This window comes from Mesorhizobium sp. M1227 (genome assembly GCF_040318315.1).
Classification (GTDB): Bacteria; Pseudomonadota; Alphaproteobacteria; order Rhizobiales; family Rhizobiaceae; genus Mesorhizobium.
In genome coordinates this window covers 18,226-39,137 of the sequence record NZ_JAMYLZ010000034.1, presented here as the reverse complement: position 1 = coordinate 39,137, position 20,912 = coordinate 18,226, and the positions used below count along the sequence as shown (strand labels likewise).

Here is a 20,912-nt window from a genome sequence, read left to right as displayed (position 1 = left end):
GCTCTGTCTTGCCAGACGCTCCGTAATCAGGGAGTGCTTGATCGGCATAGTGCGCGCTCGGGAATATTGCCGATGACGCTGGAATTGACGGCGGGCGACCAGTCGATGCTGCATGGCGAGCAAGGCTCGGCAGCGGCTGCCGCCATGACGATCCTGGTTGCCTTTTCCAAGGCGGTCGGCGCGCGCAAGTTGCTGAACATTGCCGGTGCCCATATCGACGGCTGCCTCTATCACGGCCAGGCCAGCCTCGATTTCGTCGAAAGGCTGATCGAGGGCGGCGGCCGCGTTCGGGTGCCGACGACGCTGAATGTCGGTTCGTTCGACCTCATCCATCCCGGATTGGTGAAGATGCCGGTGTCGCAAGAAACGCCGGCGCGACGCCTGATGAAGGCGCATCTGGAACTCGGCTGCCAGGCGACCTTCACCTGCGCACCCTATCAGACCCGGTTCCGGCCAAGGTTCGGCGAGCAGATCGCCTGGGGTGAATCCAACGCCATCGTCTTTGCCAATTCGGTGATCGGCGCGCGGACCAACCGCTATGGCGATTTTATCGATTTGTGCTGCGCAATGACCGGGCGCGCGCCGGCATGGGGGCTGCATCTGAGTGAAAATCGACGAGGCCAGGTCCTGTTCGAGCTGACTGACGCTGCTTTCGAGCCAAGCGACGCTCTGTTTGTCGGCGTCGGGCTGATCATCGGGCAAAGGGCTGGCGACCGCATCCCTGTCATATCGGGCCTGCCGCAGCCGCGCGACGAGGACCAATTGAAGGCGCTGGGGGCGGCGGCGGCAACGACTGGTGCCGTGGCGCTGTTTCATGCCGTCGGCATCACGCCGGAGGCGGAGACGCCGGATGAGGCGTTGCACGGCCTGGCGCCGGAGGAAAAAATCCGGATCTCTCGCGCTGACATCCACCATGCGCTGGCCAGGCTGTCGAGCGTTCCCGACGGCGTGCAGCTCGCAGCCGTGTCGTTAGGCACGCCGCATTTCTCCCATGAAGAGTGGATGCGCCTGTTGCCGCTGCTGCGCGAAGTCGGTCCAGGCAAAGGTGTCCCGATCTATGTCAACACAGGGCGCGCGACGCTGACGCGGCTGCAGGACGAAGGCGCACTGGCCGGCATGGAAGCCTTCGGCCTGGTTCCGGTCACCGACACCTGCACCTATGTCACGTCGATCCTCGAGCGTCTCGATGGCGCGGTGATGACCAATTCGGGCAAATGGGCGCATTACGCACCTGGCAATATCGGTGTCTCGGTGGCCTTCGGTGACATGGAAGACTGCGTCCGCTCGGCTGCGGCCGGCCGCGTCGTGCGAGGCGCGCCATGAAGACGCCGGCCAGAACCGGTACATTCCACCTTTCCGGCTCGGCACAAGGCCCAGCGCTGGTGCTTTGGCAGGCGCTCAGCTTCTGGGGCGGGATCGACGTCGAAACGGGCGACATCATCGACCATTCGCATCCGGACCTGGGCGGCAATATCGCTGGCAAGATCCTGGTGATGCCGAGCGGGCGAGGGTCGTCGTCCTCGTCTTCGGTTCTGGCCGAAGCGATCCGCAGAGGCACGGCGCCGGCCGGCATTATCCTGGAGCGGCCGGACCCGATCCTTGCCGTCGGCGCCATCGTTGCCGAATTCCTCTACGAAATCAGCATGCCGCTGGTTGTCTGCGACGTGTCAGGCATTGTCTCCGGCGACCGGATCGCAATCGGTCTGGGCGAAGATGCGCAAGCGATGGTGAGCAAGCTCTAGCCGGCCATCAGTCCCGCCGCGCCCCGCCGCCAGTAGGCTGCCGCCAGTGTTTCGTTGCGGCCGAGCGCCAGCGTGCCGCGCCAGTGTTCGCGCACCGTCGTGGCGGCTGCCGCTTCGGCCGCAAACCAGCCGAATGCCGAACCGGTCGGCCATGCGACTGACCGGATGGCGCGCGCCAGCCTGTCGTCGAGCCCGGCTGGCACCCCATTTCTCGGCAGCCAGTGCACCTCTATTCCGGTTGCGTTGTCGACGACCTGCCGTTCGCCATCGTCGGCGATCTCTATGAAGGCCACGCCTTTGGTCTCGGCGGGCAGAGTCTCCAGCATGCGAGCCAGCGCCGGCAGGCCGGTTTCGTCGGCGCCCATGAGATACCAGGACGCCGGTCGCACCCGACGGCCGACCGGCCCCATCATGCCGATCTTCATGCCGGGCGCCGCCTGCATGGCCCAGCGGGCGCCGACGCTGTCGCCGGGGTGGATGAGGAAGTCGACCTCGATGATGCCCATTTCGACGTCGAGGGCCCGGATGGTGTAGACGCGCGCTGCCGGGCGCCTGTCGTCCGAGGGCCATGCCGGGAGGCCATTGCTGCCGAGCACGGGCCAGAGCGGATCGGGGACGTCCCTGGTCGGAAACAGCATGCGGATATGCATGCCGCCGAACTTCGCAAAACGAGAGAGATCCTCGCCGGCGAAGCGGATGCGGCGCATATGCCGCGTCAGGTCGCCGACTTGGGTGACGACCATCTCACGGAACGGCGCGAGGCGGGTTTCTTCGGCGAGATCGCCGGTCCAGACGATCTCGGGACTTTCTTCCTTGGCATATACCTCTACGGCGGTGGCCAGCAGGTCCTTGATGCGGGCCAGCCCATCGCGGTCGGCGGCGTTGGCCCGCATCACCAGCCGCTCCATGTCAAGGGACGCGTCGCCGAAGGCGAAGCGGAAGTCGAGCCGCTGCCCCTCCCGCGAGGCATCGGCATCGAAGCTCTGCAGCCTGTCGCTGATGCGGTCGATGTAATGCGGCAGGTTGCGCAGGTTCAAGCGCGCTTCGCAGGCCAGTCCGCTCGCCTCTGCTTCCCTCATTCTCAACCTCCGATCCGGCCTGTGAGAGCCACCTTGAAGGTGCGGCCCTTGCCCTGTTCCGTCGCCGCCGTCGTCGACCAGGCGCTTTGCGGGTCGGTGTAGGCGGTGTTGAAGACGTTATCGACGCTGAAATCGAGCTTGGCGTGGTCGTTGATGCGCCAGTTGGCAAAGACGTTGACCAGGTCGAAGCCGTCATCGACCACGACCGGCGCGTCGGGATTGGTGCGGCTTGTCCGGGTGATCTTGCCGACGCTGAGATATTGCGCACCGACGGTGAGCTGGTCTTCCAGCATGCGGAAGCCGACGGTCGCCGAGAAGCGGTCGAGCGGCGTGTTGTTCAGCGTCTGGCCGGAATAGACGCCGCTGACGACCTTGGCGTCGATCAGGGCGCCGGCGAGGTTCGCGAACCCCCAGCCATAGTCGTAGACGGCTTCGGCCTCGATGCCCTTCAGCCGCGCGTCGCCGATGTTGATCGCCATGCGCGGCAACACGGTGAGGTCGACGTCGATGTAGTCTTCGACGGCGGTGTGGAAGACGTTGACCTTGGCACGAAACAGGTCGCCCGCGGCCAGCACATCGTCATATCTCAGATTGATCCCGGCTTCCCAGTTCTTCGCCGTTTCGGGCTGCAGAAGCAGGTTAGGCTGGTAACTGTCGCCGCCGCCATGCGCGCCGCCGCCGCGATAGACGTCCTGCAGGCCTGGTGCCCGGTAGCCTTCCGAATAGGTGCCGTAGAGCTGGAAGCCATCCAACGGCATCACGCCGACGGTGAGGCGAGGCGACCAGCGATCGCCCGAAATCGAGGCTTCCGCCGGCGGCACGGTCTTCGTTTTGCCGTCGAGCTGGTAGCCGTCATAGCGCATGGCGGCGATGAGCTGCAGCCAGTCGCTGTAGTCGCCCTGCCATTGCAGGAAGCCGCCATAACCCTGCTGCTCGCCCGAACCGAAATGCGCGGCCTCCGACGTGGCCTCCAGATAGTAGTAGTCGAGGCCGTAGGTGAGGGTATGTGCCAACTCCCAGGCGTCGAAACGCGAGGAGTTCTTCAGGTTGAAGCCGGTCGTGGCGACGTCGTAATAGCGGAAGTTGCCGATCGCCGTTGCCGGCCAGACCTGCGTCTGCTCGGCGCGCGTGCGGTTGTGGTATGCGTTGACACTGAGGTCGATCAGTTCGTTGTCGTCCGGCCTCCACATATAAGCAGCCGTGTAGGTCTGGTTGGTCGTGTCGGTGTCGTAGCGGCTCAGCGTTGGCGAGGTCGAGCCGCTCGATCCGGTGATCTGGTCATTGTAGCGCTGCAGGATCGCGCCGAGCTTGAGCTCGTGGCCGTCGGTCGGCCGCAGGGTCGCCTTCATATAGCCGCTGGTGATGCTCTCGCCGGTCCATGGCACGGCGTCGCCATTGCCATTGGTGTAGCTGTCGCGGTCGTGATAAATGAGGTTGCCGATGATGTCGGCGTCGTCGCTGAAACGGTAGGCGCCGGTGGTGCTGGTGGTGAAGCCGTCGCCATTATCCTCATAGCCCAGCTTCTCGCTCAGCGCCCAGCGCTCGTCCTGCTTGAGGAAATCGCCGGCATCCCTGGTTTCGAAGGAGACAACGCCGCCGATGCCGCCCGAGCCATAGGCGTTCGAGACCGGGCCGCGAATGACGGTCGCTTCCTTGATTAGTTCCGGCTCGACATAGAACGAGCCCGAGCCGTGGCCGACGCGCCAGTAATCCTGGCGGGCGCCGTCGAGCGTCACCACCACGCGGCCATATTGTTCGAGGCCGCGAATGTTGATGGCGGTTGCCGGATCGTCGCCGTTCATCGAAGCGGCAACGCCGGGCGTGGTGCGGAACATGTCGGCGGCGGTGTCAGGCTGGATGCGTTCGAGCTCTTCCTGATCGACGGCGCTGATGGCGGCCATCGATTCGATAATCGCCGTCTTGATCATCGTCGCCGAGATGGTGATCAGGTCGAGCACGGTCGGCTCGTTCTGCCCAGTTCTAGCCTGCTGGGCGACCTTGACCGGCCGGTTGGCCTTGGCGGCGGCGCCGTTCTTCTCCGGCTTCTGCGCGGCGGCCAGCGGCGCGGCACACAGGCCGAGCGCGAAGGCGAGCGCGGTGCTCGCCATCAAGGTCTTGTTGCTTGTCTGTTTCATGCGTGCAGCCCCGGGAAAAGCAAAGATTGCTGGCGGCGGCCGTTGGCCCTGGCTGGCATGATGGAGAAGCCTCGAGACACGGGCCGGGCAGGGATACTTATTAAAACATGATGATAATAGTCAATTTAATTTTGCAGGTCTGAGCCTGATCGAAGATTCTCGGTCGGACCCTTGATCTGGCCGCCAAAATCTCGCCCGAGCGATTATGAATTTGTGACGCATCCCGTGCTTCACCTGGTTCAGATCTCCGGGATGCTTTCCCTGAAGATCACTTGCAGCCGTGGCTGGTGCAGTTCGTAAGGCAAGCCCCTGACCGCATGGGTCAAGGTGTTGAGCGCCTCGCGGGCCTCTACGCGCGGGTTCTGGTCGATGACCGCGTCGAGCGTGCCGTCGAGCAGAAGCTCCTTGGTGCCTTCCGTCACCTCATGGCCGAGAAAGACCGTCGACAGCGCACGCCCGCGCTCCTTGAGGGCGCGGGCGATGCCGGTGTTGCCGGCGCCGACATTGTAGATGGCGGCCAGGTCCGGGTGCCGGTCGAGCAGGGCGGAGGCCTCCGAATAGGCTTTTTCCCGGTCGTCGAGCATTTCGCGCATCTCGACGATCTGCAGATTGGGCGATTCTTCCGTCAGTATGTGGCGGAAGCCCATCTCGCGCTCCTCGTGGCCGCGATAGGAGAGCGAACCTGCGAACAGCGCGACCTTGCCCGGACGCCCGGCACCCATGAAGCGGTTGAGCAGATAGCCGGCGAGCCGGCCGGCGGCGCGGTTGTCGATGCCGATATAGGCAACCCTCGGCACATGCAGGATGTCGGAAGCGATGGTGACGACCTTGACGCCGCTGGCCGAAAGCGAGCGGATCGCCTCGCGGACCGTCGGATGGTCGAGCGCGATCACACCGACGCCCTGCGTCTGCCCGTGCAGTTCCTGCAGCAGACGCGCAAGCCGGTCCGGATTGAAGCCTTCGATAGTAGCGACACGGACGTCGAGGTCGGGCCGCGCCTGCGCCTGCGCCTCGATCTGGCGGTGCAGCATCTTGATGAAGGAATTGGTGCCGGCGGGCAGGGCGAAATCCAGCCGTATGACCTCGCCAGTAACCGCGTTGAGCGAGCTCGGATTATTCGAATTTTCAGCGATATAGCCAAGCCGCTGTGCCGTTTCGAGCACGACCTCTCGGGTGCGCGCCCTGACCCCGGCGCGGTTGTTGAGCACACGGTCGACCGTGGCGGCCGAAACGCCGGCCTCCCGGGCTATGTCTGTCAGGGTGGACCGCACTGTCGATCACCTCATTCCAAAACGCGCCAGGGGCGCATCGAGATCACGCATTTCATGGGTCCACCGTCGGAGAGCGGCTTCATCGCCGTCCGCGATTCTGATGGGAAATGATGTAACCGGCCTTGGCCGATGCGCAAGCCGTTGCGCTACACCAGAGTGCCCAAGCAGACCAAAGCGGGGAGGTGGGCAGCCGGGCTCCCTCAAATTCAAGCACCGGCTTCAGTATGAGAGCCCTTACAAACGCCATTCTTCCCCTCCCGTGAGATGTTATGATGCATTTTGATTATTTATGATGTTGACAGGCTTCGTATAGTGCCGTCAATATCCATCATAAGGGCCGTGGAGGAAACAAGGCCCTGAGGGAGGAGTTCCAATGTCGAATTTGGTCCGCGTGTCGCGGCGCCGTTTGCTGGCGTCCGGTGGAAAGGCGGCAGTCCTTGTTGCCGCCGCAGGTATTGCACCGAAATTCATTCGCCCGAGCCGTGCCTATGCGGCCGATGCCCTGGCGCCCGGCATGATCGGTGGCCCGACGGGTTTCGACGGTTCGGAGCGCTATCAATATGGTGCCGATACGCCGGAGGGCCGCGCCATCGAGGCGGCCAAGGCGATGAAGGGCGCCGGCAAGGCGCCGGCCAAGATCGTACTTGGCCTGTCCGACGGCTCGATCGGCCAGTTGACCCAGCCGTTTCCGGCCGGCGCGCCGTCGATCAAGGATCTCTGGGAGAAGGAAACCGGCATTCCGTTGGAAATCGTCGGTGTGCCAAACGGCCAGGAATTCACCAAGACGATGCAGGACATCTCCACCAAGGGTGGGGCGTATGACATCTACGCGGTCGAATGGAACCGTCTTGGCGACCTCGCCGAAACCGGCGGCATCCTCAAGCTCGACGACTTCGTCGCGCAATACAAGCCGGAATGGGACGATCCCGAGCGCGGCTATGTCGACGGCGCCAAGGGCGTCTCGCTGCTCAACCAGTATCGCGGCTCGACCTACGGCGTGTCGCTGGATGGCGATTTCCAGACCTGGGTCTACCGCACCGATCTGTTCGGCGACGCAGCCGAGAAGAAGGCTTTCTCCGACAAATACGGCTATGAACTGGCGGCGCCGAAGACCTGGAAGCAGCATGACGAGATCGCGGCTTTCTTCCAGCGCCCGGACAAGGGCCTGTTCGGCTCGACCGATCTGCGCAACCAGGGCTGGGGCTACACCAACTGGTATCAGCGTTATGTCTCAATGGCTTCGCCCAATCAGTTCTTGTTCGACGACACCGGCAAGCCGCTGATCAATTCGGAGCAAGGTATCGCGGCGACCAGCGAGTACATCGCGTCGCTTTCGCACCATTCGCCGGATGCGATCTCCTGGGGCTGGCCGGAGCAGTACGGCAATTTCGCCAAGGGCGGCGCGGCCATGACCTGTGCCTTCTCCAATCTGCCGAAATTCCTCGACAATGCCGGCAACAAGGATTCAGCTGTCACCGGCAAGATCGGCTCGATGCTGCCGCCCGGCCGCGAAATCGACGGCAAGCTGGTCAGCCGGTCGGTGCTGTGGCTCAATCTGTCGGCGTCGGTGTCCTCGCAAGCCAAGAATCCGGAGGCCTGCTACCTGTTCCTGCAGTGGCTGGGCTCAAGCCGCATCTACGCCTGGATGACTGCCAATCCGGGCGGCTACTTCGATCCGTTCCGGCTATCGGATTTCTCGGATCCGCTGGTTCGCCAGACCTATCACGCCTACCACATGGACGTGGTGCGAGAGACGGTCGCCCGCACCGTGCCCACCATCAACTATCCCGGCGCTACCGCCTTCCACAACGCGCTGGACGAGAACCTCGTCGCCGCGCTGACCAAGGCCAAGACAGCCGAGCAGGCGATGGCCGACACCGAGGCCGAGTGGAAGAAGATTGCCCGCCGCACCGGCGAGGAGAAGCTTCTCGAAGCCATCAAGACCAACAAGGAGGCCTGGCCGACCGTCCTCGATCCGATCGCCTGATCCTTCCAGGATCCTACCAAGAAGGGGAGGAGCGGTCGCTCTTCCCCTCGGCAACGAAGGGCCCAGCAAAGCCGCAAGATGAAGCGTTCAGTTCCTTTCGAGATATTCCGCTATGCCGCGATCCTTGCGGCGATGGCGGTGACGCTGGTGCCGATCCTGTGGATGGTGTCGATGGCGTTCAAGCCGATCGCCGAATGGTCGGCGACCGGCGCCGACCTGACATGGTGGCCGAAGAACCCGACACTCAGCAATTTCCGCTTCGTCTTCGGTGAATCGACCAACAATCTGATCGTCGCCCTCGACCGCACAGCTTTGAAGCCGATCCTGTCGTCGCTGCTGTCGGCCACATTCGGTACGGCAATCGCCATGTCGGCGGGCACCGCGGCGGCCTACGGGCTGTCGCGCTTCGGCTCGGGCCAGAACCTGCCGCTGGCGCTGATCCAGCTTCGCCTGTTTCCGCCGATGGCGGTCATGACCCCGGTGATGATCATGTGGGCCTTCCTCAATTTCACCGACAGCTGGTGGGGGCTGTCGTTGATCTACGGCATCGTCACGCTGCCTTTCGCCTTCTGGCTGATGAAGACCTTCTTCGACGACATGCCGCGCGAGATCGAGGAGGCGGCACTGGTCGAGGGCTGTTCGCGGTGGCGCGTCTTCATCCGCATCACGCTGCCGATGATGCGCGCGCCGCTGGCCAGTGCCGCGCTGTTCGTCTTCATCCTCAACTGGTCGGACTATCTGATTGCGCTGCTTCTGACGACGCGCGAATGGGTGACGGTCCCTGTCTACATGGCCTCGCTGTCCTCCTCGATGACCGGCCAACTCTACGGCGCCAAGGCAGCCCTCGGCCTGATAGCCGCAGTGCCGCCTGTCATCATGGGCATCGCCATCCAGCGCCATCTGGTGCGCGGGCTGACCTTCGGGGCGCTCAAGCAATGAGCGCGGTGACTGCGACGATTTCGGAGGGCGACATGCAAGTCTCCAAAGCGGCGTCGGTGCTGCCGGACGAGGGCGCAAAGCTCGGCTTCCGGCTGACGCTGCCGGCGCAGATCCTGGTGCTGTTCATCGCCGTCTTCCCGCTCCTGATGCAGCTCTACATCAGCCTGACCGACTGGTCGCCGCTGTCGGGCACCGGCTGGTGGAACGCCTGGTCGATGTGGAACAGTTTCGCCAACTACACCGACCTTGCCGCCGATGCGCGCTTCTGGAGCGCGCTGAAGCGCACGGCCATCGTCATGATCGTCTGCGTGCCGGCGGAGTTCCTGCTCGGCTTGGCGCTCGCGACACTGTTTGCGGACGAGTTCCCCGGCAAGCGGATCTTCTACTCGATCCTCTTGATGCCGATGATGGTGGTGCCGGCGGTGGCCGGCTACATGTTCTTCATGCTGTTTCAGTCGGGCGGCCCGGTCAACGACATCCTGTCGGCGATCTCAGGCTTTCCCGTCACCATCGCCTGGCTGTCAGACCCGACGCTGGCGCTCATCGCCGTCATGGTCGCCGATATCTGGCAGTGGACGCCGCTGATGTTCCTGATCCTGCTTGCCGGCCTGGTCGGCGTGCCTGAGGACCAGATCAAGGCGGCGACGCTGCTCGGCGCCAACCCCTGGCAGCGCTTCGTCACCATCGTGCTGCCGAAGATGAAGACGATCATCATCATCGCGCTGGCGATCAGGGTGATCGAGAACTTCAAGATATTCGACACGCTCTACATCATGACCGGCGGCGGTCCCGGCGTCGCTACCGAAACCATCTCCGTTTACATCTACAAGCTCACCACCCAGGACCTGATCTGGGGCTATGTGGCGGCAATCGCGCTGGCCATATTGATCGTGCTGTCCATCGCCGCGGTGTTTGCCATGAAACGCATGGCTCGGGTTCGCGAGGTGGCGGCCTGATGAGCACCATCCATCTGCAGAACCTGGTCAAGAAATTTGGCGATTTCACCGCGCTGAAGACGATGGACCTGGCCATTGCCGACGGCGAGTTCATGGCGCTGCTGGGGCCGTCCGGCTGCGGCAAGTCGACGACGATGAACATGATCGCCGGCATGGAAGAGCCGACCAGCGGCAAGATCCTGTTCGGCGAGCGCGACATGGCCGGCGTGCCGATGGGGCGGCGCGGCGTCGGCTTCGTCTTCCAGAACTATGCGATCTTCACTCATATGAGCGTGCGGCAGAACCTCGCCTACGGGCCGAAAATGCGCGGCGCACCAAAGGCCGAGATCGACCGCCGTGTCGGCGCCATTGCCGAGATGCTGCAACTGACGCCGCTGCTCGACCGCAAGGCCGACAGGCTGTCGGTAAACATATTGCAGCGGGTGGCGATCGGCCGTTCGGCGATTATGGAGCCGGCGATCTTCCTGCTCGACGAGCCGCTTTCCAATGTCGATGCCGCCTTCCGGGCGGTGATGCGGACCGAACTGAAGCAGCTGCAGCGGCAGTTCCGGCAGACCATGGTCTACGTCACCCACGACCAGCTCGAAGCGATGACCATGGCCGACCGCATCGCGGTGATGGACCATGGCGTGCTGCAGCAAGTCGGCACGCCGCTGGAAGTCTACAACGATCCGGCCAATGTCTTCGTCGCCCGCTTCATCGGCGCGCCGGGCATGAACCTGCTCAAGGGCTGGCCGGCGGAAAGCGACCGTGGCCTGGTCGTCGATCTCGGGCCACTCGGCGTGACACCGCCGCTGCCGGTCGAGATCGCCGATGCGGCACGCCTGATGCGCGGCGAGGTGTTTTATGGCTTTCGACCGGAGCAGGTGACGCTGGCTGAAGACGGCCGTGGCCTGTCGATGCCGGTGAGTTTCGTCGAGCGGATCGGCGCGCGCACCATCATCCACCTTGGCGACGGCGAGACCGCGGTTAAGGCGGTGTTCGACAATGATGTCGGGCTGGCGATCGGGCAGACAGCCGTCGTCGCACCTGCGGTGGAGGCGGTGCGCGTCTTCGACGCCGTCACCGGCCTTGCCTTGAGAGCGGGCTGAGACCATGGCCGATATCGCCTTCCGCAATGTGACCAAACGCTACGGCAACACGCTCGCCGTCGACGACGCCTCGTTCACTGTCAACGACAATGAGTTCTTCTGCTTCTTCGGGCCGCCGCTGTCGGGCAAGTCGACGATACTCCGTCTGGTGCTCGGGCTGGAAACCCCGGACGCGGGCGAGATCCTGATCGGCGGAAAGCCGGTCAACACGGTGTCGCCGGCCGAGCGCAACGTCGCCATGGTGTTCCAGAATTTGGCGCTGTTTCCACATATGAGCGCGCGCGACAACATCCGCTTTCCGCTGGTCGAACGCCGGGTCGCCGAAGCCGAGATCGAAAAGCGCGTCGCCGACGTCGCGGCCAAGCTGCATATCGGCCATATCCTGCACAAGCCGCCGGCACAGCTTTCAGGCGGCGAGCGGCAGCGCGTGGCGATTGCCCGCGCGCTGGTGCGCGACCCGGCCGCCTATCTGATGGACGACCCGATTTCGGCGCTCGACGCCCGGCTGCGCGAGGAGACGCGGGTCGAGCTGAAGCGCATCCAGCGCGAGCTCGGCAAGACGCTGATCTATGTCACGCACGACCAGGAAGAAGCGATGTCGGTCGCCGACCGAATGGCCATTCTGGAGAACGGCAAGATCAGGCAGATCGGCGCGCCGGCCGAGATCTATGACCGGCCGGCCAGCACCTATGTGGCGCGGCTGCTCGGGTCGCCGATGATGAACATATTGAAGTCGGTGCACGGCGCTGAAGGCGTGGAGGCGGCGGAAGGCACAGTCCGCATCGCGGATGCCGGCGCCCCGGCCGATGCCGTGGAAATTGGACTCAGGCCGGAAGACATCAAAGTTAGGGCCTGGTCGGAGGGGGGCGCGGGCCGCCCGGCGCGAGTGTTCGAGGTCGAGCCGCTCGGCGGCTACACCGTTGTGACGCTCGCCGCCGGGCCGGCGCGTCTGCGGGCGCTGTTGCGCGGCCAGCCGGACATCAGGCCGGACGCGATGGTGGCGATATCCTGCGAGCCGGGCAGGGTGCATTATTTCGGGCAAGGCGGCGGAGCGCTGGCACGATGACGGCGGCGGCAAGGAACGAGCTTCGGGAGGAACATATGGCAAGCCAAGAAATGGCGGGCAACGGCTTCGAGCCGGACGTTAAAGTCCGCACCAGGGAATACAGGATCGGCTGCGTCGGCGCCGGCATGATCATGGCCGAATGTCACCTTGCCGCCTATAAGGAAGCCGGTTTCCCCGTGGTGGCGATTGCCTCGCGGACCAAGGCCAGCGCCGAGAAGGTCGCCAAACGCTGGGATATCCCAACCGTCCACGACACGCCGGAACAGCTCATCGAGGACAAGAACGTCGAGATCATCGACCTTGCCTTTCCGCCCGACCAGCAGCCGGCGCTGATCCGCCATGCGCTGAAGCAAGCACATATCAAGGCGATCCTGGCGCAGAAGCCATTGGCGCTGTCCCTTGAAGAGGCCGTCAAACTCCGCGACGAGGCGGCCAAGGCCGACAAGATCCTCTCGGTCAACCAGAACATGCGTTACGACCAGTCGATGCGCGTCTTGAAGCAGATCATCGACAGCGGCGCGCTCGGCGACATCGTTTTCGCCCAGATCGACATGCATGCGATCCCGCACTGGCAGAGCTTCCTCGAGGACTATGACCGGCTGACGCTCGCCAATATGAGCGTCCACCATCTCGACGTATTGCGCTTCCTGTTCGGCGATCCCCTGGAGATCACCACCCTGACCCGCAAGGACCCGCGCACCCGCTTCGACCATTCGGACGGCATCACCGTGTCGACGATCAAGTTCCCGTCCGGCGTGCTCGCCGTATCGCTGGAGGATGTCTGGTCCGGGCCGCGCCAGGAGGGCTACAAGGACGACCAGCACATCAATTGGCGCGTCGACGGCACCAAGGGCGTCGCCAAGGGCACCATCGGCTGGCCGACAGGTTCTGCCTCGACGCTGACCTATGCCTCGACCGAGACCACCGGTGGTGAATGGGTGACGCCCAGCTGGGACACGATGTGGTTCCCGCATGCTTTCATCGGCGTCATGGAGCAGCTCCAGCACGCGGTCAAGACGGGCGAGCCGCCGGCGCTGTCGGTCGCCGACAACGTCAAGACTATGGCGCTGGTCGAAGCCGGCTATCGTTCGATCGACAAGGGCCGGACAGTCAAACTTTCCGAAATATCAACTGACTGAATTACTTACAGGGAGGACTTCACACCATGATGCAGGCAGGTATTTTCACGGGTTATTTCCCGTATAGCCTCAAGGAAACCGCGCAGAAGATCCGTGCGCTCGATTTCAACACCGTGCAGCTCGACCTGCATTTCAAGGACATAGATCTGTCGGCCGGGCAGATCACCAGGGACAAGGCCAAGACCGTCCGCGATACGTTTCGCGATCACAATCTGCCGATCTGCTGCGTATCGGGCTACACCAACATCATCCATCCGGATATGGGCGAGCGCGAGAGGCGCGTCGGCTATTTGAAGGAGATCATCCGCAACGCACGCCATTTCGGCACCCCTTACGTGATCTCGGAAACCGGTACCTACAACACCGAGTCCGACTGGGTGCATCACCCGAAGAACAAGACCGAGGAAGGTTTTGAGGAATGCCGCAAGGTCATCGCCGACCTTGCCCAGACCGCCTATGACCACGGCGCGGTCTTCCTGCTCGAAACCTATGTCAACAATGTCGTCGGCTCGGTCGAAGAGACGGTGAGGATGTTCGCGCAGGTCGACCACCCAGGCCTCGGCCTGCTGATGGACCCGACCAACTATTTCGAAACGCACAACATCGACAGGATGGACCAGATCCTGAACCAGGTGTTCGACACGTTGACCGACAAGATCAAGATAGCCCACGCCAAGGACGTCAAGCGTTCCGGCGGCGACAAGTCGGAAAAGCACGCAGATATCGGCGACGACGATGCGCTGGAGAGCCACACTTTCCGCGGCGTCGGCGAGATCGAGCTGCCGGCGCCCGGTCTCGGTTCGCTGAACTACGACCTCTATCTCAAGCGGCTGGCCGAAAAGCACCCGAACATCCCGGTCATCATCGAACATCTTTCGGAAGACGACGTGCCGCGCGCCAAGAAATTCCTCGACGGGAAATTCCGCGCCAACGGACTGTGATGGCGCGGTTCGGCTACGAAACAAGGGAGGAAGAGAAATGTTGAAATTCGCGTTGAAAATCGCTGCCGCGGCGACCGTTCTCGCCGGTGTTGCGCTGGGTACGCCGGCGCTGGCGCAGGACGCCCAGAAGACGTTCTATCTGCTGTCGCATGGCGGCCCGTCGGATGCCTTCTGGATCGACTGGAATGCCGGCGCCACCAAGGCCTGCGACCAGCTCAAGGTGACCTGCAAGATCTCGTTCAGCGGTGGCGACATGGCGGCGCAGAAGGAGGCCTTCAACTCCGCACTTGCCGCCAAGCCGGACGGCATCGCCACGACCTCGGCGCAGCCCGGCCTGTGGACCGAGGAGGTCAAGGCAGCGAAGGCGGCCGGTATCCCGATCGTGTTCTTCAACACCGACGATCCGGCAACCGGCCGTCAGGCCTATGTCGGCGCCGACCTTAAGGAAGCCGGTGTCATCTGGGCGAAATATCTGGTCGACCACAAGATGGTGAAGCAGGGCGACAAAGTGTTCCTGCCGGTCGAAGTGCCGGGCGCCAGCTACCAGCAGCTCGAGACCGAAGGCATCGCCAGCGTCTTCGATCCGCTCGGCATCAAATATGATGTGGTCGATTGCGGCACCGATCCGGCCGGCATCATCGCCAAGATGACCGACTACATGGTCGCCAACAACCCGCCGGCAATCATCGCGCTCGGCGATTCCGTCGCGGCCAGCGTCAAGCGGGTGTTCGACGGCGCCGGCGTGCCGGCCGGCAAGATCCCGGTCGTCGGCTGGGGCAATTCGAAGGAAACGGCCGAGTCAGTGAAGTCTGGGTTCATCAACGCGGCTGCCTGGCAGTTCCCATCGGCGCAGGGCTTCATGCCGGTGGCGCTGCTCGGGTTGGCCGCCGCTGGCGAACCGATCGGCTACGACATCCACACGTTCAGTCTCTACGACGCCTCGAGCGTCGAACCGATCCTGAAACTCTACAACAAGTGATTGGAACTGACGCTCGCCGCGCAGGCGGCGGGCGTCACCTTGAGATATGGTCGAAACAGTCATGACAATTGCCGCAGAAGAGGAAATGCCGCGTGCCAAACGCAGGTCGAGCCTGATGCGCTCGCCGCAGTTCTCTTCGCTCGTCATCCTGATTGTCCTGCTGGCGGTGTTCGCGATCGCCGACGCCAATTTCCTGTCGCCGCTCAACATCTCCAACATGATGGCGTTCCTGCCCGAGCTCGGGATCATCGCCCTCGGCATGACGCTGCTTCTGACGGCGGGCGAGTTCGACCTTTCGGTCGGTGCCGTGTTCGGGCTGGCGCCGGTCGTCGTCATGCTGCTGGTGCAGAACGGCGGCTTTGATATTGGTGTCGCGCTGCTGGCCGGCCTGCTGCTCTGCATAGCGATCGGTGCGATCAACGGGCTGATCGTCACCAAGATCGGCATCTCCTCCTTCCTGGTGACGCTGTCGATGCTACTGGTGGTGCGCGGGGCAGCGCTTTACATCACGCAAGGATTTCCGCTGAAATCCTGGGACCAGCCGGGCTTCTTCGTAACGCTGCTGGCCGGCAGCTTCAATATCGGAACGTTCCGTTTCTATACCTCGCTGTGGTGGTTCATCGGCCTGTCGCTACTGGCGATCTATGTGCTGCGCTACGCCAAGCTCGGCAACTGGATCAGTGCTATCGGCTCGAACCGTAACGCTGCCGTGGCGCGTGGTGTGCCGGCCGATGCGGTCAAGATCTGGCTGTTTATCCTGACCTCGGTGCTTGCCGGTCTCGCCGGCATGATCAGCGCCTTCCGCATCTCTGCCGCCTCGCCGGTGGCCGGCACCGGGTACGAGCTCGAAGTGATCGCCATGGTGGTGGTTGGCGGCACCGCGCTGACCGGTGGACGCGGCACCATTTTAGGCACCATCGTCGGCGCGCTGATGCTGCGCAGCATCCGCAACGGCATCGTGCTGATCGGCGTGCCTGGGCTCGCCTACAACATCTTCGTCGGGGTCATCATCCTTGCCATGCTCATCCTGCACGCTTTGCTGCAGAAGAACGCCGCCAGGAGCTGATCATGGAAGTGCTTCGGCTGCAGAATTTGCAAAAATCCTTCGGCAGCGTCCGCGCCCTGAAGAACGCGTCCTTCGCGCTCAACGAGGGCGAAGTGGTGGCCTTGCTCGGCGACAACGGCGCCGGGAAATCGACGCTGATCAAGGCGATCTCGGGCGTGTTTCCGGTCGATCGCGGCGAGATCTATGTGCGCGGCCAGAAGGTCTCCATCCGCTCGACGCGCGACGCGATGGATCTCGGCATCGAGACCATCCACCAGGACACCTCGCTGGCGCCCGACCTCAGCATCGCGCGCAATCTTTTCCTCGGCCGCGAGCCGGTCAATCTCAAATGGCTGGGCGTGTTCGCGCCGCTCGATCTTGCCAAATTGCGCGATGCCGCCTCGGCGCTTTTGAAGCGCGTCGGCATCTCGAAGAAACTCGACGCCGATGCACTGGTCAGCACGCTGTCGGGCGGCGAGCGCCAATCGATCGCCATTTCGCGTGCCATGCAATTTGCCGCCAAGGTCATCATCCTCGACGAGCCGACCAACAATCTCGGCGTCGAGGAAACGCACGGCGTGCTGCGCTTCGTCAAGGAAGTGCGCGACGCCGGTCACTCGGTGCTTTTGATCACCCACAACATCCATCACGTCTTCCAGGTCGCCGATCGCATCATCGTCATGCGCCGCGGCGAGATCGTCGCCGAGCAGACGGTCGCCGATACCGATCTGCTGACCGTGGAAAGCATCATCACCGGTGCCGACATGTCGGCCCTGCTCAAGGAGACGAGAGCGAAGTGAAGGACGGGAGCAAAGTGAAAGAACTGGCCGTCACATGGTAGAGCTTTACGGCAAAACGCTGTCGCGCCGGCAGGTCTCGGAACGCTCGGGCATGCTGTCGCAGTTCGCCGGCGTGCGGCTGATGACGCTTGGCGACGGCGTCGAGCGCGGCATCCGCATGCTCGAATTCCGCACCGGCTCCGGCCTGCGCTTCACCGCGCTGGTCGACCGGGCGCTCGATATCGCCGATTGCGACTTCAGGGGCCAGGCGATCGGCTGGCATTCGCCGAGCGGCTTTCGCCATCCCGGCCTGCACGAATACGAAGGCGAGGAGGGGCTGGCCTGGGCGCGGTCGTTTTCCGGCCTTCTGCTGACCTGCGGCCTCGACCATATATTGTTCATGAACGAGGTACCCGCCGACACCTACAACTACCCGCCGAAGACGACGGTACGCCATTCGCTGCACGGCCGCGTCAGCACCATTCCGGCGCGGCTGACCGGCTATGGCGAGACCTGGGACGGCGACCGCTGCGTGTTGTGGGCCGAAGGCATCGTCCAGCAATCGACTGTATTCGGCGAGGATCTGCACCTGCTGCGGCGGATCGAGGCCGATGTCGGCGGCAACGAGATCCGGCTTTCGGACCGTGTCGTCAATCACGGTTTCAACCTTACGCCGCATATGTATTTCTACCACATCAATGTCAGCCATCCGGTGCTCGACGAGGGCGCGCGCTACCTGGCGCCGATCCGCGACGTCATCTGGGCAGGCCATGCCGGCGAGCGCTATGAAGCGCAGAAGGTCGGCTACCGCACGGTGCCGGCGCCGCAACCGGGATTCAAGGAACAGGTCTGGCAGCATGAACTCGGCGCCGACAGCACCGGCGAAGTCCCGGTGGCGGTGGTCAACGACAGGCTCGGCCTTGGCTTCGAGGTGGTCACGCGCAAGGACCAGTTGCCTTGCGCCTATGAATGGCAGAATTTCCAGGCCGGGCAGTACGCGCTGGGCATCGAGCCGTCGACGCATCATGTGCTGGGAAATCTGGCGGCGCGCGAACGCGGCGAGATGATCTGGCTGGAGCATGGCGAGAGCCGCTCCTACGATGCGGCGTTCCGGGTCCTCGACGGCGCCGGCGAGATCGCCGCCGCCGAAAGCCGGATCGCTGCAATCGCCAGGCAGCCGCAGCAGGATTATCCCCAGCCGTCGGGCCGTTTTCCTGTTCTTGGAGGCAGGTCGTGATAATGGCGAAGACGATACGGGACACCAGTTGGGAGGCTGGTTCCGGCCGGAGCGGGGAGGGTTCGCGGCCGATCGGGAATTGGAGGTCACAATGGCTGGCACGGTAAAGCGCGATTACAGCCTGGTCGGCGAAAGCACGCGCAGGGCGATCGAGACGGGACTGGCCTCGGCGGAGTGGTACCACACGGATGTCCCCCGCAAGGCGATCAAGGAGTTGATGCAGCGCTCAGACGGTCCGGCGATCCGCGACACGATCATCTGGATCGTCGCCATCCTCGGCTCCGCCGCCGGCGCCATCTATTTCTGGGGTACCTGGTGGTGCGTGCCGTTCTTCTTCGTCTACGGCGTGCTCTACGGCTCGTCCAGCGACTCGCGCTGGCACGAATGCGGCCACGGCACTGCCTTCCGCACGCGCTGGATGAACGATGTCGTCTACCAGATCGCCAGCTTCATGCTGATGCGCAACCCGGTGACCTGGCGCTGGAGCCATGCCCGCCACCACACCGACACCATCATCGTCGGCCGCGACGCCGAGATCGCCGTGATGCGCCCGCCGGACCTTTTGCGTGCGGCGCTGGCTTTCACCGGCATCCTCGATTTTCGCTATTCGCTTCCGGCACTGGTACGCCAGGCGTTCGGCAAGCTGACGCCCGACGAGAAAAGCTACGTTCCCGAGATGGAACAGCACAAGGCCGTCATCGCGGCGCGCTGGCATATTGCCATCTACATCGCCACAATAGCACTCGCCCTCACCATGCAGTCGTGGGTGCCGGTGGTGCTCATCGGCGTGCCGCGCCTTTACGGCACCTGGCACATGGTGATGACCGGCCTGCTGCAGCACATCGGTCTGGCCGACAACGTCGTCGATCACCGGCTCAACACCCGTACCGTGTACATGAACCCGATCAGCCGGTTCATCTACTGGAACATGAACTACCACGTCGAGCACCACATGTTTCCGATGGTGCCCTATCACGCGCTGCCCAGGCTGCATGAATTGATCAAGCACGATCTGCCGGAGCCGAACCCGTCGATATGGCATGCCTATCGCGAGGTCTGGCCTGTCCTGCTCAGGCAGCTCAAATACGAGGATTATTTCCTCAAGCGCGAACTGCCGCCAACCGCACGGCCCTATCGTGGCGAATTCCACGAAGTGAACATGTCGGCAGCGGCTGAGTAGGTACTGCGCACCAGCGCAACGCAGAAATTTCGGGAGAAGCAGAGATGGCCGATTGGGTCGAAGCGTGCGCCGTGGACGATGTCGAAGAGGAAGATGTCATCCGCTTCGACCATGGCGGCCGCACCTTCGCGATCTACCGTTCGCCGGACGATGAATTCTTCGCCACCGATGGGTTTTGTACGCATGAGAAGGCGCATCTGGCCGATGGGCTTGTGATGGACGACATCATCGAATGCCCCAAGCACAATGGCCGCTTCAATTATAAGACCGGGCAGGCGAAGGGCGCTCCCGTTTGCGTCAATCTCGCGACCTATCCAGTCAAGGTCGAAGCTGGCAAGGTGATGATCCAGATCGCCTGACCGGCCTTCTGTCACGTAGCAAAGGGGACCAAAATCCATGAGCCGGAAAAGACCGACCGTCGCAGATCTGCGTGCCATGAAGGGCAAGCGGCAGCTGACGATGCTGCGCGTGCTGACGATGGACGAGGCCGAGGCCGCCGAACGCGCCGGCGTCGATATCGTCTCGGTGCCGCCGGAGTTGGTGCTCAATCCGCAATACCGCGATGCGGCACCCAGCCTGTTCACCATGCCGGGCGAGAATTTCTTCGAGATCGGCACCGCCGATGATTTCGTCCGCTGGGCGTTCCGGCTCTACAAGGCCAGCGCCGATGCGGTCTATTGCAGCGCCGGCTACGCCACCATCAAGCGGATGGCCGACGACGCCATTCCGGTAATCGGCCATGTCGGCCTCATCCCGTCACGCGCCACCTGGACCGGCGGCTTCAAGGCTGTCGGCAAGACCGCCGACACCGCCATACAGGTGTTCGAGGCGGTGAAGCAACTGGAGGCCGCCGGCGCGATCGGCGCCGAGATCGAGGTGGTGCCGGTCGAGGTGGCCAAGGCGATTTCGGAACGCACGTCGCTGATCATGCTGTCGATGGGGGCGGGCACCGGCTGCGACGCGCAATATCTGTTCGCCGACGACATTCTCGGCCAGAACCGCGGCCACATGCCTCGGCATTCCAAGGTCTATCGCAATTTCGCCGCCGAATACGATCGCCTGCAGGCCGAACGCATCGCTGCCTTCTCCGAATATGTCGCCGATGTGAACAGCCTGGCGTATCCCGAAGACAGGCACGTCGTGCACATGGACCCGGAGCAGCTCAGCCTGTTCCTGGAGAAGATCGAAGCCGCTTAAGATACGCCGGCTGCGGCACAAAGCGGCATCGCGGATCGTAAAAGGCCGGTTCGGCGCCAGGGCCAGGTCATCGCATGGCCGGCTGCGATGCCACACGAAAGTTTGTTGGACCAGGTCTGGACGGCACCGGCCAGATGCTGTTGAAACCG

General features: G+C 63.3%; 19 protein-coding genes. 16 read left to right on the top strand and 3 right to left on the bottom strand.

What is annotated here, in order from left to right:
* Positions 1 to 72: 72 nt before the first annotated feature.
* Together NKH28_RS27635 and NKH28_RS27630 are read left to right on the top strand one after the other, a co-directional pair.
* Positions 73 to 1,323: an aconitase X gene (locus tag NKH28_RS27635; protein ID WP_352980882.1), complete on the top strand. Its 1,251-nt coding sequence runs from the start codon at positions 73 to 75 to the stop codon at positions 1,321 to 1,323.
* Positions 1,320 to 1,742, top strand: a complete 423-nt coding sequence (locus tag NKH28_RS27630; protein WP_352686269.1) for an aconitase X swivel domain-containing protein — start codon at positions 1,320 to 1,322, stop codon at positions 1,740 to 1,742. Before NKH28_RS27635 ends, NKH28_RS27630 begins: the two co-directional genes overlap by 4 nt.
* Here NKH28_RS27630 and NKH28_RS27625 read toward each other — a convergent pair.
* The 3 genes from NKH28_RS27625 to NKH28_RS27615 all read right to left on the bottom strand — a co-directional run bounded on the left by NKH28_RS27625 (position 1,739) and on the right by NKH28_RS27615 (position 6,227).
* Complete coding sequence (locus tag NKH28_RS27625; RefSeq protein ID WP_352980881.1) at positions 1,739 to 2,821, bottom strand: SIP domain-containing protein; 1,083 nt, start codon at positions 2,819 to 2,821, stop codon at positions 1,739 to 1,741. The two genes, NKH28_RS27630 and NKH28_RS27625, sit on opposite strands and share 4 nt — an antisense overlap.
* 2 nt (positions 2,822 to 2,823) lie before the next feature.
* Positions 2,824 to 4,956: a TonB-dependent hemoglobin/transferrin/lactoferrin family receptor gene (locus NKH28_RS27620; RefSeq protein ID WP_352980880.1), complete on the bottom strand. Its 2,133-nt coding sequence runs from the start codon at positions 4,954 to 4,956 to the stop codon at positions 2,824 to 2,826.
* Positions 4,957 to 5,195: 239 nt separating this feature from the next.
* Positions 5,196 to 6,227 carry a LacI family DNA-binding transcriptional regulator gene (locus tag NKH28_RS27615; RefSeq protein WP_352772999.1) on the bottom strand — a complete coding sequence of 344 codons (1,032 nt, stop codon included), beginning with the start codon at positions 6,225 to 6,227 and terminating at the stop codon, positions 5,196 to 5,198.
* A 373-nt stretch (positions 6,228 to 6,600) separates the two neighbouring features.
* Here NKH28_RS27615 and NKH28_RS27610 point away from each other — a divergent pair, with 373 nt between their 5' ends.
* From NKH28_RS27610 to NKH28_RS27545, 14 genes are all read left to right on the top strand, one after another.
* Positions 6,601 to 8,214 (top strand): extracellular solute-binding protein, encoded by a 1,614-nt coding sequence (locus NKH28_RS27610; protein WP_352474231.1) that lies wholly within the window; start codon positions 6,601 to 6,603, stop codon positions 8,212 to 8,214.
* Positions 8,215 to 8,292: 78 nt separating this feature from the next.
* Positions 8,293 to 9,153, top strand: coding sequence for a carbohydrate ABC transporter permease (locus tag NKH28_RS27605; RefSeq protein ID WP_352541114.1), 861 nt, complete (start codon positions 8,293 to 8,295; stop codon positions 9,151 to 9,153).
* Complete coding sequence (locus NKH28_RS27600) at positions 9,150 to 10,109, top strand: carbohydrate ABC transporter permease (protein WP_352980879.1); 960 nt, start codon at positions 9,150 to 9,152, stop codon at positions 10,107 to 10,109. Before NKH28_RS27605 ends, NKH28_RS27600 begins: the two co-directional genes overlap by 4 nt.
* Positions 10,109 to 11,200 carry an ABC transporter ATP-binding protein gene (locus NKH28_RS27595; RefSeq protein WP_352980878.1) on the top strand — a complete coding sequence of 364 codons (1,092 nt, stop codon included), beginning with the start codon at positions 10,109 to 10,111 and terminating at the stop codon, positions 11,198 to 11,200. The genes NKH28_RS27600 and NKH28_RS27595 overlap by 1 nt, the downstream gene beginning before the upstream one ends.
* 4 nt (positions 11,201 to 11,204) lie before the next feature.
* Positions 11,205 to 12,266, top strand: coding sequence for an ABC transporter ATP-binding protein (locus NKH28_RS27590; protein WP_352980877.1), 1,062 nt, complete (start codon positions 11,205 to 11,207; stop codon positions 12,264 to 12,266).
* Positions 12,267 to 12,316: 50 nt separating this feature from the next.
* Entirely contained in the window at positions 12,317 to 13,405 is a 1,089-nt protein-coding gene (locus NKH28_RS27585; RefSeq protein WP_352980895.1) for a Gfo/Idh/MocA family protein, read from the top strand.
* Positions 13,406 to 13,431: 26 nt separating this feature from the next.
* A complete protein-coding gene (locus NKH28_RS27580; RefSeq protein ID WP_352541111.1) occupies positions 13,432 to 14,346 on the top strand; it encodes a sugar phosphate isomerase/epimerase family protein in 915 nt (304 codons plus the stop codon).
* A gap of 37 nt (positions 14,347 to 14,383) precedes the next feature.
* Entirely contained in the window at positions 14,384 to 15,325 is a 942-nt protein-coding gene (locus tag NKH28_RS27575) for a sugar ABC transporter substrate-binding protein (RefSeq protein WP_023675781.1), read from the top strand.
* A 61-nt stretch (positions 15,326 to 15,386) separates the two neighbouring features.
* The gene (locus tag NKH28_RS27570; protein WP_352452735.1) at positions 15,387 to 16,391 is read left to right on the top strand and encodes an ABC transporter permease; all 1,005 of its coding nucleotides are present in this window, start codon (positions 15,387 to 15,389) and stop codon (positions 16,389 to 16,391) included.
* Positions 16,388 to 17,170 carry an ATP-binding cassette domain-containing protein gene (locus NKH28_RS27565; protein WP_352474248.1) on the top strand — a complete coding sequence of 261 codons (783 nt, stop codon included), beginning with the start codon at positions 16,388 to 16,390 and terminating at the stop codon, positions 17,168 to 17,170. Before NKH28_RS27570 ends, NKH28_RS27565 begins: the two co-directional genes overlap by 4 nt.
* 34 nt (positions 17,171 to 17,204) lie before the next feature.
* Positions 17,205 to 18,386: an aldose 1-epimerase family protein gene (locus tag NKH28_RS27560; RefSeq protein ID WP_352980876.1), complete on the top strand. Its 1,182-nt coding sequence runs from the start codon at positions 17,205 to 17,207 to the stop codon at positions 18,384 to 18,386.
* Positions 18,387 to 18,477: 91 nt separating this feature from the next.
* Positions 18,478 to 19,566 (top strand): fatty acid desaturase family protein, encoded by a 1,089-nt coding sequence (locus tag NKH28_RS27555; protein WP_352980875.1) that lies wholly within the window; start codon positions 18,478 to 18,480, stop codon positions 19,564 to 19,566.
* A 44-nt stretch (positions 19,567 to 19,610) separates the two neighbouring features.
* Entirely contained in the window at positions 19,611 to 19,925 is a 315-nt protein-coding gene (locus tag NKH28_RS27550) for a MocE family 2Fe-2S type ferredoxin (protein ID WP_023675786.1), read from the top strand.
* A gap of 37 nt (positions 19,926 to 19,962) precedes the next feature.
* Positions 19,963 to 20,763 carry a 3-methyl-2-oxobutanoate hydroxymethyltransferase gene (locus NKH28_RS27545; RefSeq protein WP_352980874.1) on the top strand — a complete coding sequence of 267 codons (801 nt, stop codon included), beginning with the start codon at positions 19,963 to 19,965 and terminating at the stop codon, positions 20,761 to 20,763.
* Positions 20,764 to 20,912: the final 149 nt, after the last annotated feature.

Excerpts from the sequence above, each read along its gene's own strand:
- NKH28_RS27635 (WP_352980882.1), top strand. The coding sequence starts at position 73 with ATGACGCTGGAATTGACGGCGGGCGACCAGTCGATGCTGCATGGCGAG.
- NKH28_RS27630 (WP_352686269.1), top strand. The coding sequence starts at position 1,320 with ATGAAGACGCCGGCCAGAACCGGTACATTCCACCTTTCCGGCTCGGCA.
- NKH28_RS27625 (WP_352980881.1), bottom strand. The coding sequence starts at position 2,821 with ATGAGGGAAGCAGAGGCGAGCGGACTGGCCTGCGAAGCGCGCTTGAAC.
- NKH28_RS27620 (WP_352980880.1), bottom strand. The coding sequence starts at position 4,956 with ATGAAACAGACAAGCAACAAGACCTTGATGGCGAGCACCGCGCTCGCC.
- NKH28_RS27610 (WP_352474231.1), top strand. The coding sequence starts at position 6,601 with ATGTCGAATTTGGTCCGCGTGTCGCGGCGCCGTTTGCTGGCGTCCGGT.
- NKH28_RS27605 (WP_352541114.1), top strand. The coding sequence starts at position 8,293 with ATGAAGCGTTCAGTTCCTTTCGAGATATTCCGCTATGCCGCGATCCTT.
- NKH28_RS27600 (WP_352980879.1), top strand. The coding sequence starts at position 9,150 with ATGAGCGCGGTGACTGCGACGATTTCGGAGGGCGACATGCAAGTCTCC.
- NKH28_RS27595 (WP_352980878.1), top strand. The coding sequence starts at position 10,109 with ATGAGCACCATCCATCTGCAGAACCTGGTCAAGAAATTTGGCGATTTC.
- NKH28_RS27590 (WP_352980877.1), top strand. The coding sequence starts at position 11,205 with ATGGCCGATATCGCCTTCCGCAATGTGACCAAACGCTACGGCAACACG.
- NKH28_RS27585 (WP_352980895.1), top strand. The coding sequence starts at position 12,317 with ATGGCGGGCAACGGCTTCGAGCCGGACGTTAAAGTCCGCACCAGGGAA.
- NKH28_RS27580 (WP_352541111.1), top strand. The coding sequence starts at position 13,432 with ATGATGCAGGCAGGTATTTTCACGGGTTATTTCCCGTATAGCCTCAAG.
- NKH28_RS27575 (WP_023675781.1), top strand. The coding sequence starts at position 14,384 with ATGTTGAAATTCGCGTTGAAAATCGCTGCCGCGGCGACCGTTCTCGCC.
- NKH28_RS27570 (WP_352452735.1), top strand. The coding sequence starts at position 15,387 with ATGACAATTGCCGCAGAAGAGGAAATGCCGCGTGCCAAACGCAGGTCG.
- NKH28_RS27560 (WP_352980876.1), top strand. The coding sequence starts at position 17,205 with ATGGTAGAGCTTTACGGCAAAACGCTGTCGCGCCGGCAGGTCTCGGAA.
- NKH28_RS27555 (WP_352980875.1), top strand. The coding sequence starts at position 18,478 with ATGGCTGGCACGGTAAAGCGCGATTACAGCCTGGTCGGCGAAAGCACG.
- NKH28_RS27550 (WP_023675786.1), top strand. The coding sequence starts at position 19,611 with ATGGCCGATTGGGTCGAAGCGTGCGCCGTGGACGATGTCGAAGAGGAA.
- NKH28_RS27545 (WP_352980874.1), top strand. The coding sequence starts at position 19,963 with ATGAGCCGGAAAAGACCGACCGTCGCAGATCTGCGTGCCATGAAGGGC.